The 12,890-nt window shown below is 71.2% G+C and carries 14 protein-coding genes and 1 riboswitch; of the genes, 8 read left to right on the top strand and 6 right to left on the bottom strand.

The window, feature by feature from the left end; translation table 11 throughout:
- The first annotated feature begins 8 nt into the window (after positions 1–8).
- The 3 genes from ACIQAC_RS03995 to ACIQAC_RS04005 are packed head-to-tail and all read left to right on the top strand — an operon-like array spanning position 9 to position 2,161.
- A complete protein-coding gene (locus ACIQAC_RS03995) occupies positions 9–776 on the top strand; it encodes a metal ABC transporter ATP-binding protein (RefSeq protein WP_402186706.1) in 768 nt (255 codons plus the stop codon).
- The gene (locus ACIQAC_RS04000; protein ID WP_402186708.1) at positions 776–1,678 is read left to right on the top strand and encodes a metal ABC transporter permease; all 903 of its coding nucleotides are present in this window, start codon (positions 776–778) and stop codon (positions 1,676–1,678) included. Before ACIQAC_RS03995 ends, ACIQAC_RS04000 begins: the two co-directional genes overlap by 1 nt.
- A gap of 60 nt (positions 1,679–1,738) precedes the next feature.
- Positions 1,739–2,161: a Fur family transcriptional regulator gene (locus ACIQAC_RS04005; RefSeq protein ID WP_402186710.1), complete on the top strand. Its 423-nt coding sequence runs from the start codon at positions 1,739–1,741 to the stop codon at positions 2,159–2,161.
- Positions 2,162–2,281: 120 nt separating this feature from the next.
- Here the strand turns inward: ACIQAC_RS04005 and ACIQAC_RS04010 are convergent, their stop codons facing one another.
- The 3 genes from ACIQAC_RS04010 to ACIQAC_RS04020 form a co-directional block, all read right to left on the bottom strand.
- Positions 2,282–3,115, bottom strand: coding sequence for an isoprenyl transferase (locus tag ACIQAC_RS04010; protein WP_402186712.1), 834 nt, complete (start codon positions 3,113–3,115; stop codon positions 2,282–2,284).
- Positions 3,116–3,142: 27 nt separating this feature from the next.
- Positions 3,143–3,919: a DNA repair protein RecO gene (recO, locus tag ACIQAC_RS04015; RefSeq protein WP_402186714.1), complete on the bottom strand. Its 777-nt coding sequence runs from the start codon at positions 3,917–3,919 to the stop codon at positions 3,143–3,145.
- A 67-nt stretch (positions 3,920–3,986) separates the two neighbouring features.
- Positions 3,987–4,211 (bottom strand): hypothetical protein, encoded by a 225-nt coding sequence (locus tag ACIQAC_RS04020; RefSeq protein WP_402186716.1) that lies wholly within the window; start codon positions 4,209–4,211, stop codon positions 3,987–3,989.
- Positions 4,212–4,704: 493 nt separating this feature from the next.
- Positions 4,705–4,783, top strand: a riboswitch (cobalamin riboswitch).
- A gap of 130 nt (positions 4,784–4,913) precedes the next feature.
- On the opposite strand from ACIQAC_RS04020, the gene ACIQAC_RS04025 reads away from it, so the two are divergent.
- The 4 genes from ACIQAC_RS04025 (at position 4,914) to ACIQAC_RS04040 (ending at position 9,397) form a co-directional block, all read left to right on the top strand.
- Positions 4,914–5,942 (top strand): FecCD family ABC transporter permease, encoded by a 1,029-nt coding sequence (locus ACIQAC_RS04025; RefSeq protein WP_402186967.1) that lies wholly within the window; start codon positions 4,914–4,916, stop codon positions 5,940–5,942.
- A complete protein-coding gene (locus tag ACIQAC_RS04030; RefSeq protein WP_402186718.1) occupies positions 5,942–6,772 on the top strand; it encodes an ABC transporter ATP-binding protein in 831 nt (276 codons plus the stop codon). The genes ACIQAC_RS04025 and ACIQAC_RS04030 overlap by 1 nt, the downstream gene beginning before the upstream one ends.
- Positions 6,773–6,784: 12 nt before the next feature.
- Positions 6,785–7,780, top strand: coding sequence for an ABC transporter substrate-binding protein (locus ACIQAC_RS04035; protein WP_402186720.1), 996 nt, complete (start codon positions 6,785–6,787; stop codon positions 7,778–7,780).
- A gap of 117 nt (positions 7,781–7,897) precedes the next feature.
- A complete protein-coding gene (locus tag ACIQAC_RS04040) occupies positions 7,898–9,397 on the top strand; it encodes an alpha/beta hydrolase (RefSeq protein ID WP_402186722.1) in 1,500 nt (499 codons plus the stop codon).
- Between the two features lie 67 nt (positions 9,398–9,464).
- On the opposite strand, the gene ACIQAC_RS04045 is transcribed toward ACIQAC_RS04040, so the two are convergent.
- Both ACIQAC_RS04045 and ACIQAC_RS04050 read right to left on the bottom strand, forming a co-directional pair.
- Entirely contained in the window at positions 9,465–10,637 is a 1,173-nt protein-coding gene (locus tag ACIQAC_RS04045; RefSeq protein WP_402186723.1) for an abortive phage infection protein, read from the bottom strand.
- Positions 10,638–10,731: 94 nt separating this feature from the next.
- Complete coding sequence (locus tag ACIQAC_RS04050; RefSeq protein ID WP_402186725.1) at positions 10,732–11,352, bottom strand: TetR/AcrR family transcriptional regulator; 621 nt, start codon at positions 11,350–11,352, stop codon at positions 10,732–10,734.
- A gap of 118 nt (positions 11,353–11,470) precedes the next feature.
- On the opposite strand from ACIQAC_RS04050, the gene ACIQAC_RS04055 reads away from it, so the two are divergent.
- Positions 11,471–11,884, top strand: coding sequence for a nuclear transport factor 2 family protein (locus ACIQAC_RS04055; RefSeq protein ID WP_402186727.1), 414 nt, complete (start codon positions 11,471–11,473; stop codon positions 11,882–11,884).
- A 117-nt stretch (positions 11,885–12,001) separates the two neighbouring features.
- Here ACIQAC_RS04055 and ACIQAC_RS04060 read toward each other — a convergent pair whose 3' ends face one another.
- Complete coding sequence (locus tag ACIQAC_RS04060) at positions 12,002–12,715, bottom strand: FadR/GntR family transcriptional regulator (protein WP_402186729.1); 714 nt, start codon at positions 12,713–12,715, stop codon at positions 12,002–12,004.
- Positions 12,716–12,890: the final 175 nt, after the last annotated feature.

The following is a 12,890-nucleotide window of genomic DNA, read 5'->3' on the forward strand; positions in this document are numbered from 1 at the left end:
AGGCCAGCGTGAGCGAGCCCGTCATATCCGTACGCGGCGTGACCGCCGAGCTGGGTTCGCGCCCGGTCCTGCGCGGCATCGACCTCACCGTGGGCCACGGTGAGGTCGTCGCGCTGCTCGGCGCCAACGGCTCGGGCAAGTCGACCGCGGTGCGCGCCGTGATCGGGCAGGTGCCCGTGAGCGCGGGCCGGATCGAGCTCTTCGGGACGGAACACCGCCGGTTCCGCGACTGGTCGCGGGTGGGGTACGTGCCGCAGCGCACCACCGCCGCGGGCGGGGTGCCCGCCACGGTCACCGAGATCGTCTCCTCCGGCCGGCTCTCCCGCACCCGCTTCGGCGTCTTCCGCAAGGCCGACCACGCGGCCGTACGGCAGGCCCTGGAGCTGGTCGGCATGGCCGACCGGGCGAAGGACTCCGTCAACGCGCTCTCCGGCGGCCAGCACCAGCGGGTGCTGATCGCCCGCGCGCTCGCCTCCCGGCCCGACCTGCTGATCATGGACGAGCCGATGGCCGGGGTGGACCTGGCCAGCCAGGAGGTGCTCGCCGGGACACTGCGCGAACAGGTCGCGGCCGGTACGACGGTCCTGCTGGTGCTGCACGAACTGGGCCCGCTGGAACCGCTGATCGACCGCGCGGTCGTCCTGCGCGACGGCTGCGTCCTGCACGACGGCCCGCCGCCGAAGGCCCTCGGCCAGCACGCCCTGCCCGGCCACGACCACGTCCACCCGCACGCGCCGGAAGGTGCCGAACCGATCCGCACGGGACTGCTGAGCTGATGGAGATCCTCGACTACGCCTTTATGCAGCGGGCCCTGCTCGCCGCCGTCCTCGTGGGCATCACCGCCCCCGCGGTCGGCATCTACCTGGTGCAGCGCCGCCAGGCGCTCATGGGCGACGGCATCGGCCATGTCGCCATGACCGGGGTGGGCCTGGGCTTTCTGCTCTCCTGGTCACCGGTGTGGATGGCGACCGTGGTCTCCGTGCTCGGCGCCGTCCTCATGGAGCTGATCCGCTGGTACGGCAGGACCCGCGGCGACATCGCCCTCGCGATGCTCTTCTACGGCGGTATGGCCGGCGGCGTGATGTTCATCAACCTCGCCCCGACCGGCTCCAACGCCAACCTGACCTCGTACCTCTTCGGCTCGCTGTCGACGGTCTCGGAGTCGGACGTCACCGCGATCTGCGTTCTCGCGGCCTTCGTGATCCTCGTCACCCTGGGCCTGCGCCGCCAGCTCTTCGCGGTCAGCCAGGACGAGGAGTTCGCCCGGGTCACCGGGCTGCCGGTGCGGGCGCTGAACCTGCTCACGGCGATCACCGCGGCGGTCACCGTCACCGTGGCGATGCGGGTCGTCGGGCTGCTGCTGGTGTCGGCGCTGATGGTCGTGCCCGTGGCCGCCGCGCAGCAGATGAGCCGGAGCTTCGCGGCGACGTTCGCGATCTCCGTCGCGATCGGCGTCGCCGTCACCCTCGGCGGCACGGTCACCTCGTACTACCAGGACGTGCCGCCCGGCGCGACGATCGTGCTGCTCACCATCGGCGCGTTCATCGTCCTGACGGTCCTCGCGGCTCCCCTGGCCCGGCGCCGGGCCCGAGCCGCCGCCGCGGCCCAACCGGCCGAGGACCCCGCGGAGTGCGCGATTCCGGCCGCCCGGCGGACGGAGAAGGAGATCGGCGTCTGACTCCGCACAGACCGGGCTGGCACAATGGCCCGGCAAGACGCAGACGCAAGGAGGCAACCAGTGCCCACCGCTGGACCGCCCGTCAAGGGCCGCGCCACCCGGCAGCGTGCTGCCGTGTCGGCCGCCCTGAACGAGGTCGACGAGTTCCGCAGCGCCCAGGAGCTGCACGACATGCTCAAGCACAAGGGTGACGCGGTGGGGCTCACCACGGTCTACCGCACCCTCCAGTCCCTCGCCGACGCCGGTGAGGTCGATGTCCTGCGCACGTCCGACGGCGAGTCCGTGTACCGCCGCTGCTCCACCGGCGAGCACCATCACCATCTGGTCTGCCGCGCGTGCGGCAAGGCGGTGGAGGTGGAGGGGCCGGCGGTGGAGTCCTGGGCGGAGGCGATCGCCCGGGAGCACGGGTATGTGAACGTGGCGCACACGGTCGAGATCTTCGGTACGTGTGCCGACTGCGCGGGCAAGGCGAGCGGTTCGTAAGCGCCGTTGTGGGCCGTTGACGGCTTCGGGGCGCGGGTAGTGGTGGGCTTGTCGCGCCCACGCGGCGGAGCCGCACACTGACACAGCCCCGCGCCCCTTAGGGCGTCGCACCCGAGGGCGTCAGTCCTGCTTGCCTTCCATGGCAAGGAGTTCCTCGTTGGGGATCGCACCGCCGAACCGTCGGTCCCGTGAGGCGTACTCGACGCAGGCGCGCCACAGGTCACGCCGGTCGAAGTCCGGCCACAGCACGTCCTGGAAGACCATCTCGGCGTACGCGCTCTGCCAGATCAGGTAGTTGGACGTGCGCTGCTCCCCGCTCGGCCGCAGGAACATGTCCACGTCCGGCATGTCCGGGTAGTACAGGTACTTCGCGAACGTCTTCTCCGTGACCTTCGACGGGTCGAGCCGGCCCGCCTTCACGTCCTCGGCCAGCGCCTTCGCCGCGTCGGCGATCTCCGCACGGCCGCCGTAGTTCATGCAGAAGTTCAGCGTGAGCCGGTTGTTGTCCTTCGTCTGCTCCTGGGCGATCTGGAGCTCCTTGGCCACCGAGCGCCACAGCTTGGGCATCCGGCCGACCCAGCGCACCCGCACGCCAAGACCGTCGAGCTGGTCGCGGGTCTTGCGGATGAAGTCCCGGTTGAAGTTCATCAGGAAGCGGACCTCGTCGGGCGAGCGCTTCCAGTTCTCGGTGGAGAACGCGTACAGCGAGATCGCGCCGACGCCCATCTCGATCGCGCCCTGGAGGACGTCGAGCACGCACTCCGCGCCCACCTTGTGGCCCTCGGTGCGCGGCAGTCCGCGCTCCTTGGCCCAGCGGCCGTTGCCGTCCATGACGATCGCCACGTGGCGCGGGATCAGTTCACCGGGCAGCTTCGGCGGACGGGCGCCGGACGGATGCGGTTCCGGTGTCGCGTACTCACGGCGCCGGCTCCCCAGGATCCCGCGTACCACCATGTGTTTCTCGTCTCCTCTTGGCCGTGCCTACTTCTCGGCTTTCCCGGCCTGCTCGGCGAACTTCTCGACGTACCGCAGGGACCGCAGTCCCCGCTCCAGATGCCAGTGCAGGTAGGCGGACACCAGCCCGCTGCCCTCCCGGACGTGTCGCGGCTCGCAGGCGTCCGCGGTGTCCCAGTCTCCCGTAAGCAGCGCGCCGAGCAGTTCCAGGGTCTGCGGCGAGGGTACGACGCTGCCGGCCACCCGGCAGTCCACGCAGACGGAGCCGCCGGAGGAGACGGAGAAGAAGCGGTTCGGGCCGGGCATACCGCACTTCGCGCAGTCGCCGAAGCTCGGTGCGTAGCCGTTCACGGCGAGGGAGCGCAGCAGGAAGGCGTCGAGGACGAGGTGCGGGGTGTGCTCGCCGCGGGCGAGGGTGCGCAGGGCGCCGACCAGCAGCAGGTACTGCTGGACCGCGGGCTCGCCCTCGTGGTCGGTGAAACGTTCGGCCGTCTCCAGCATGGCGGTGCCGGCGGTGTAGCGGGCGTAGTCGGTGACGATGCCGCCGCCGTACGCGGCGATGGTCTCGCTCTGGGTGCACAGCGGCAGGCCACGCCCGATCAGTTCACTGCCGCGTGCGAAGAACTGCACGTCGACGTGGGAGAACGGCTCCAGCCGGGCCCCGAACTTGGACTTGGTCCGCCGCACCCCCCGCGCCACGGCCCGCACCCGCCCGTGCCCGCGCGTGAGCATGGTGATGATGCGATCCGCCTCACCAAGCTTCTGGGTGCGCAGGACCACACCGTCGTCACGGAACAGGCTCATGAGGCCATTCTCGCCCACGCGGACGGTGCCCGGGGCCGCTCCGGGCCCTTCACAGGACCTCCCCTCTTCAAGGGACCTCCCCGCGGCTGCGGGCGTTCTCGTAGGCGGTCGCCGCGCGCAGGCGTTCGCCGCTGGTGGCCGCGCGGACCCCGTCGGGCGCGCAGTCCCACTCCCGGCCGCCGCCGACCGGCCGCAGCTGGACGTAGGGCCCCTCGTGGCCCATCACCACGCCCACCCGCCCACTGCGGGTGTCGACGACGTACGTGCCGACCGGTGGCTTGGACGTCCTCATCGCAGGGCCGCCCCGATGTGCTCCGACAGCAGCGGAATACCGGCCCATTCGCCCGCGACCCGCAATTCCCTCAAGGTTTCCTCCGTGTCTTCGGCGCACCGCGCCAGGTGTTGTGCTGACCCGTGGTTCCCCGGCTTTTCCGTATCTCAAGCTTTTCACCTCCGGGCCGGGTCCGTGCCCGTAGACTCGTCGTCGGCTTGTCTCCCGCGCGGGTCCAAGTTACGGCGTTTCCGCAGGTGTTGGCCATGGCCAAGGGCTCACGCGATTCATCTGGCGGGGTGTGACACGGAATCTCGACGCCCGTCAGAGAAAATCCCCCGCCGGATTTCCCGGGCCAATACAGGCATCCCGTTCCGAGCCGTGAATCGTCGGCGTTTTCGAGTGGTTGTGCCGGAATTCGATGAGATGACCGACGGACATGGCGGATTGTGGCGGACACCACGGGGCCACCCCCGCGCCGGACCGCGGTGTTAGTCTCCGGGTGCCTTCCCCGGGGGAAGTCCGGTGAGATTCCGGCGCTGACCCGCAACGGTGTGTACGAGGACACGGTCCCCGTACGAGCCCGATCACCCGTGGCCGGTATGCCACCTGTTGATCGCTCGCCGTGGACTGCGAGCCGAGGCGAAGGACCGCCCCGTGCGCCGACATCCGGGCCACATACGTACCGGCCGGACCCGTCCGGCCCTGCCGCGTCCCGGCCGGATGCCCGTACCCCTGCTCGTCGCCGTGCTCGCCCTGCTGCTGCTCGGCTCGCTGGTCTGCGGGGTCGCGCTCGGGGCCGCGGGGATCGGCTGGGGCGAGGTCCTCTCGCTGCTGCGGGCCGGGTTCACCGGCGGCACGATCGCCGAACGGGACGTGGCCGCGTACACGATCGTCTGGGAGCTGCGGCTGCCGCGGGTGGTGCTCGCGGCCGTCGTCGGGGCGGGGCTCGCCACCGTCGGGGTGGCCGTGCAGGCGATGGTGCGCAACGCGCTCGCCGACCCGTTTGTGCTCGGCATCTCGTCCGGCGCCGCCGTCGGCGCCAACGCCGTGATCCTGATGGGCCTGTTCGCGGGGCTCGGCGTGTGGGCGCTGTCGGTCTCCGCGTTCGTGTCCGCGCTCGCCTCGATGGCGATCGTCTACGCCGTCGCCCGTTCCGCCCACGGTCTCACCCCGCTGCGGCTGATCCTGACCGGTACGGCACTGGCGTACGGCTTCGAGGCGCTGACCACCGTGATGGTGTTCTCGGCGGCCCGCGGCGAGGCCGCGCGCTCGGCGATGATGTGGCTGCTCGGCAGCCTGGGCGGGGCGAGTTGGAGCCGGGTGCCGATCGCCGCCGCGACCGTGGCCGTCGGCTGGGTGTGGCTGCGGGCCCGCGCCGAGGCGCTGAACGCGCTCGCCATGGGCGACGAGACGGCCGCCGCGCTCGGGGTGCGGCCCGAGCGGCTGCGCCGGGAGCTGTTCGTGGTGACCGCCGCCGTCACCGGGACGGTGGTCGCGGTCAGCGGGGCCGTCGGCTTCGTCGGGCTGATGGTGCCGCACGTCGTACGGATGCTGGTCGGCGCCGATCACCGACGGGTCCTCGCGGTGGCGCCGGTGGCCGGGGCGCTGCTGCTGGTGTGGGCGGACGTGCTGTCGCGGCTGTTGCTCGCGCCGGCCGAGCTGCCCGTCGGGGTGATCACGGCGGTGGTCGGGGTTCCGGCGTTCCTGCTGCTGATGCGGCGGGGCGGCTATGCGTTCGGGGGGCGTTGATGCGGCTCGACGTGGAGGGTGTGTCCGTCGAGGTCGCCGGGGTGCGGCTGGTGGACGACATCCGAATGCGGGTGGACAGCGGGGCGTTCGTGGGCCTCGTCGGGCCCAACGGAAGCGGCAAGTCGACCCTGTTGCGGTGTGTGTACCGGGCGATGCGGCCCGCCGCCGGGGTCGTCCGGCTCGACGGCGACGACGTGCACGGGCTCGAACCGCGGGCCGCCGCACGGCGGTTGGCGGCGCTGCCGCAGGAGTCGTCGTCCGAGTTCGACTTCACGGTCGCCGAGGTGGTGGCGATGGGCCGGCTGCCGCACCGGGACCGTACGGCCGCGAAGGACCGGGCGATCTGCGCCGAGGCGATGGACCGGACCGGCGTCGGCCATCTCGCCGAGCGGGGGTTCCTCGCGCTGTCCGGCGGCGAGCGGCAGCGGGTGCTGATCGCGCGGGCACTGGCGCAGCAGCCGCGGGTGCTGGTCCTGGACGAACCCACCAACCATCTCGACATCGCCCACCAGCTGGAGGTGCTGTCACTGGTCGGAAACGGGGGCGGGGGCGGGGGCGTCACCGTGCTCGCCGCGCTGCACGACCTCAATCTGGCCGCCGCGCACTGCGAGTTGCTGTACGTCCTCGCGGGCGGGCGGATCGTCGCCTCCGGACCGCCGGAGCAGGTGCTCACGCCCGAGCTGCTGGCCGAGGTGTTCGGGGTCCGTGCCCATCCGGTACGGCATCCCGAGACCGGCGCCGTGCAGCTGCTCTTCGACCTGCTCCCACGGTCCGCGCCCGCCGGCCCTCCCGCGCCCTCCCCCGTGTCCTCCCTTCCGCCGTCCCGATAAGGAACCCCCCGTATGCGCAAGCCCGTTGCCGCCGCCCTCACCCTCGCCGCCCTGGTCACCGCCGGCTGCGGCGCCGAGGTGGAGAAGGACGCACCCGACGCCAAGGCGGACGCGTCCGTCACGCTCACCAACTGCGGCAGGAAGGTGACGTACGACAAGGTCCCGAGCCGGGTCGTCACCAACGACGTCGGTATCACCGAGCTGATGTTCGCGCTGGGTCTTGAGGACCGGATGGCCGGGTTCGCGATGCCCGACGACAAGGGCGAGGTGGACGGGGTGCCGTGGAAGGACGGCTACGACAAGGTCGAGTGGCTCTCGAAGAACGAGCTGACCAAGGAGATCGTCCTCGACGCGAAGGCCGACATGGTCTTCGCCGGCTGGAACTACGGCTTCAAGGAGGACGAGGGCTTCACCCCGGACGCGCTGAAGAAGCTCGGCGTCGCGTCGTACACGCTGACCGAGTCGTGCCGCAACGGCCGCACCGAGACCTCGCGCGGTGTGATGCCGCCGCTGGAGGCGCTCTACGCGGACCTCACCAACCTCGGTGAGCTGTTCGGGGTCGAGCAGCGGGCCGCCGGTCTCGTCGCCGACTTCAAGAAGCGGGTCGCCGCCGTCGAGGCGCAGGCGCCCGAGGCCGGCGACCGGCCCAAGGTCTTCCTGTACGACAGCGGCGAGGACCAGCCCTTCACCTCCGGCCGGTACGCGGCGCCGGACCAGATCATCGGCAAGGCCGGCGGCGACAACATCACCCACGACCTCGCGGACTCGTGGACGACGGTCGGCTGGGAGACGGTCGTCGAGCGCGACCCCGAGGTGATCGTCATCTGCGACTACGGCGATGTCGGCGCCGAGCAGAAGAAGGACTTCCTGCTGTCCTACGCGCCGCTGCGGAACGTCTCGGCGGTCAGGAACAAGCGGATCTTCACACTGGACTACGCGGACCTCGTGGAGAGCCCGCGCAACCCCTCGGCGATCGAGCGGCTCGGGGCGTACCTGCGGGAGAAGTAGCCCGGCCGGACACCGTTCTCGGGGATGACCCCGAGAACGGTGCCTGGGGTAAACCCCCGTGAAAACAAGGCTGTTGCCCGGATGTGGCGGCCCGCCGTGATCCGCGACGCTCTTCACATGAAGAAGATCACACGTACCGCCACCACACGTACCGCCACACTGATCGCCGCGTCCGGGCTGCTGCTCGGCCTCACCGGGCCGGTGGCCGCGTCCGCCGCGACCCCGTCCGGGCCCGCCCCGCTCGACTGGAAGAAGTGCTCCGGCGAGGGTCTCGATCCGCGCCAGGAGTGCGCCACCCTCGAAGTGCCCATGGACTACGCCCGTCCCGGCGGACCCACCATCGACATCGCCGTCTCCCGCATCCCGAGCGAGAAGCCGTCCGCGCGCCGCGGGGCGCTGCTGCTGATCCCCGGCGGACCGGGCGGCACCAGCCTCGACGACCCGTCCGGGAAGGGCCAGGAGCTGCCGCGGAAGGTACGCGAGACCTTCGACCTGATCGGCTTCGCACCGCGCGGCAACGCCCCCTCCACTCCGGTGAGTTGCCAGATCGCCACCGAGGACCTCGCCCTGACCAGACTGCGGCCCTATGCCGCCCCCGACGGCTCGGTCGCGGAGAACATGGCCACCGCACGCCGCGCGTCGCAGGCCTGCGCGGAGAACGGCGGCGAGCTGATCCGGCACATCAGCTCGGCGAACAACGCCCGTGACGTCGACCGCATCCGGGCCGCCCTCGGCGAGCGGAAGCTCTCCATCTGGGGCGTCTCGTACGGCACTTATGTCGGCGCGATCTACAACCAGCTGTTCCCGCACCGCACCGACCGGGTCGTCCTCGACAGCAATCTGAACCCGGACCCGGTGATCGGCTCGCGCGCCTGGCTCGCCGGGTTCGAGCAGGGCGTCGAGGACAACTTCCCCGAGTTCGCCAAGTGGGCGTCCCGGCCCGGTAATCCGGACCGGGTCGCCGACCGGGCCGCCGACGTACGCCCGCTGTTCCTGCGCCTCGCCGCCCGCCTCGACCGCGAGCCGCTGCCCTGGCCGGGCGCCAACCCGCCCGAGCTGAACGGCAACGTGCTGCGCCAGACCATGCTGGACAGCCTCTACGACCCCGACGGCTATCCGCGGCTGGCGAAGCTGATGCTGGCCGCCGGCGAGGGCACGGTGCCTCCGGCGCCGCCCGCGCCGCCGGAGGAGGTGTTGCAGAACGTCGCCGCGGTCGGTGCCGGGACGCTCTGCAACGACGTGGTGTGGTCGGGCGACGCCGCCGAGTACGAGAAGGGGGTCGCGGAGAGCCGGGTGAAGTATCCGCTGACGGATGGGATGCCGCGTAACGCCATGGTGTGTGCGGCCTGGTCCTTCCCGCCTCGGGAGGATCCGGTGCGGATCACCGACCGGGGGCCGTCGAACGTGCTGATGGTGCAGAACGCCCGGGACATCGCCACGCCGCTCGCCGGGGCGCGGAAGCTTCGGGCGGCGCTGGGGGATCGGGCGGTCATGGTGACGGTCGACTCGACCGGGCATGACGCTTATCTGGAGAACGGGAACGCTTGTGGGGACGCGACGGTGTCCCACTTCCTGGCGACGGGACAGCGGCCCGGCGCCGACAAGTACTGCAAGTAGGCCGGGCTCGGATCACAGCGGTCGGACGCGGTACCCGGCGCTTGCCGGGTGCCGCCCGCAGGCTGGGTCAGGCATATCTGCGGGCCACCTCGTGGAAGGCCTGTTTTGGTTTCCAGTGCCAGGTGGAGTTTGGGTCGCCCGGGTGGGATTTGATGGGCTTGGTTATGGCGTAGCTGGCCATGTCGAGGTCGTAGAGGGGGGCGTCGGGGCGGTGTTCGGCGTCCGCGGTGACGAATTCGAAGACCATCGCGCCGTACAGGCCCATGGACTCGAAGACGTCGAGAAGGTCGCCGACGTACCGGGCCTGGGTGTCCTCGTCGCGGATCAGGTCACCCTTGATCTCAGGGGGGTCCTTGTCGTAGTCGACGACGTCCCAGCCCATACCGCCGCTCTCCGGGGCGCCCCGGTAGGTGCAGCTGCCGAACTCGGTGATCGCGAGGGGCTTGCCCCAGCTGAGGTAGCCGCGGAGTTCGCGTACGTAGTCGGCGGGGCGCGAGTGGTACGAGTAGTAGTCGATGCCGATGACGTCGAAGAGGTCCCAGTCGACCTTGTCGTCCTGCGCGGCGGCGTAGCTGAGCCGGCCGCCGAAGACCTTGCGGCCGACGGCGGCGGCCTTGGCGGTGAAGCGGTCGAGGCGGCGCTGCATCTGCTCGGGGTCGACGGTGCCGTTGAGCAGGTTCTGGATCCGTTCGAGCACATTGGCGCCGGGGATGATGCCGGGTACGAACAGCCAGAACTCGCAGCCGACGCTGAGTTCGACGCTCGCGCCCTGCCGGCGCAGCCGCTCCGCGTGGCGGCCGGTCTCGGCGAGGTGTTCCAGGATGTCGCGCTCGGGCTGGTCGCCGAGGGTGGGCTGGAGCCAGACGTGCAGCCCGAGTTCGGCGGCCTCGGTGGCGGTGGCCCTGAGGCGGTCGACGCCGTCGCCGGTGACGTCGAGGGTGTCGGCGTGCAGTTGATCGCGGATGATCCGGACGTCCTCGCGCATCCGGGCGGCGCTCCAGGCGGTGCCGGGGGTCTCGCCGGCACCGAGGGTGTAGACGACGCCGTGGCGCTTGAGGCCCGCCTTCCTCGGTTCACCGCCACCGCGGCCGACTCCGGACTCCGCCACCCCGCTCGCCGTCGCGTTGGCCGTCGGCAGCAGTGCGCCCGCCGCGCCGAGGGCGACCGCTCCGGCCAGGAACCGGCCCCGGCTGATGCCCCCGGAACCGGCGGTGCTCTGTGTTCCCTTGGTCGTGTCCATACGCCCACCCTGCCGGGCGGGGCCGGGTCCGCGCCGTCCGCCGAAGGTCTACGGCGGCCCGTCGAAGGGATGAGACCGGCGCGCCGACCGGCCGTCAGGAGGTGGTGTCCGGGGTGTCCTTGAGGGCGTGTTCCAGCAGTGCGGCGGCGGCCCAGCGCATCACGTCCTTCGCCTCGTCGGGGTCGAGTCCGCAGGCGTCCCGGGTGCTGATCACGGCCTCCACTCCGTAGACGAGGGTGACGGCCATGGTGAGTCTGCGGTGCAGTTCGGGCGGGAGGGTGCCGGCGAGGGGCTCCAGGGCGGTGCGGGTGAGCTCCACGCGGGAGCGGCTGCGGATGGGGTGTTCACCGCCGGGGTCCTCGGTGCCGGCGGTCCGCTGCTCGAACCAGCGGTCCATCGAGGTCTTCAGCAGGGTCCGCCACAGCGCCTCGTCGCCGAGCTGGGCGTCGGCGGTCCGGGAGACCACGGTGTCCAGCCGCTCCGCGGGGTCGGCGGGCAGGTCGGCGAGGAACTCGGGGCCGCGCACCACGGTCCTGGTCTCCACCAGCAGGTCCTGCGGGTTGGAGAAGTACCGGTAGGCGGTGGCCACGGAGACCTGGGCGCGTTCGGCGGCCTCCGCGATCGTGATCGACCGGCCCTCGCGGACCAGGGCGGCGGCGGCGTCGATGAGCGCACGCCGGGTGCGCATCTTCTGCTTCACGCGCCCCTCCGTCATGCGATACCCCTCTTGTCGTGAGAAACTTTTCTCATTACGGTATCATCGTCTCAAAAAACGGGGGCCGCCCGCCTACGGACGAGCGGCATGACGAGAGGGGTGGTGCTCCATGGGCGCCATGACACCCGAGGCAATGGAAGCTCTGATCCAGGCCCACATCGAGGCCGAGGGAAACGGGGACGCGGAGGCGGCCGTGGCGATGTACACGGACGACATCGAGCACGACGTGGTCGGCTGGCCGGGCGGACCGGCCCGTGGCACCGCCGAGGCGCTGGACCGCTACCGCCAACTGCTCAAGGACTTCCGGTCCGAGAAGGAAGAGCGCACCCACACGTACTACGCGGAGAACGCGGCCACGGTGGAGGACCTGATCACCGGCGTGGTCACCGGGTCGATGCTCGGCATCCCGGGCAACGGCCGCCGGATCACCTTCCGGCTGCTGCACGTCTTCGAGTTCAAGGACGGCCGGATCTCCCGTGAGAACGTCTGGATGGACGGCGCCGCCATCGCCGCCCAGCTGACAGCGCCGTAGACGCCCTCACCATGTCGGCCGCGGTCCGGCAACCCCCTGGGGGCGCGGGGCTCCAGTCAAGATGCGGCTCCGCCGCGTGGGCGCGACACGCCACAACGGACCCGCGGCCGACCCAGCTCACTCGCCCCCACGACCCTCCGTCGCGGCCCGAGCCTCGATGCCGTGGAAGTGCACAGCCATCGCCCGCTGAGCCGCCAGAACATCGCGGGAGCGCAACGCGTTCACGATGTCCCGGTGGCGCGCCACCGTCACCTCGGGCGCCGGCACCCCCGGCCGCCCCAGCGCCCCGGACACCCGGTGAAACACCGTCCAGAACGCCCCGAGCAACTGCGGCACCAACGCGTTGCCGAGCGACACATACAGCAACTCGTGGAACTCACGGTCGAGTTCGTCGAACCGCTCCCCCAGCCGCCCCGCACTCTCCATCCGGTCCACAACCGCCTCAAGACCGTCCAGCTCCGCCTCGGAGAGCGTCGCCGCGACCCGCCGGATCAGCCCCTCCTCCAGCACCTCCCGTACCTGGAGGATCTCGGCGAGCGCGCCCGCGTCGGCCCCCTGCCGGGTGAGCGTGCGGAAGGTGAGCCCGTCGACGAGCGGGGTCATGGAGGCCTGGCCGACATAGGTGCCGTAGCCGTGCCGTATCTCGACGATGTCGAGGGCCTGGAGGGCCTTGAGGGCTTCCCGGACGGAGTTGCGGCTGACGCCGAGGTCCTCCATCAGCTCCGTCTCGGTGGGCAGCGGCGCCCCCGCCTGGAGCCCCCGGTCCAGGATCAGCTGGACGACCGCTCGCTGGAGCCGACTGTTCCTGGTGTCCGTGGACATGCGCCGCATCGTACGCGTGAACGATGCCTCACGCCCCTCCCCCGCCCGGTGACCAGCGTCAACTCCCGTCCTGCGGCACCGTCATTGGTCCGACCTGTGGCAGATGGGCCATTCGTGTGCGATCCCTTGACCGCCCCCCGCGCCTTTCCTAGGGTCGCGCCCACCAGGACGTAGAACGTCGTAT

Source organism: Streptomyces sp. NPDC088387, assembly GCF_044753385.1.
Lineage (GTDB): Bacteria > Actinomycetota > Actinomycetes > Streptomycetales > Streptomycetaceae > Streptomyces.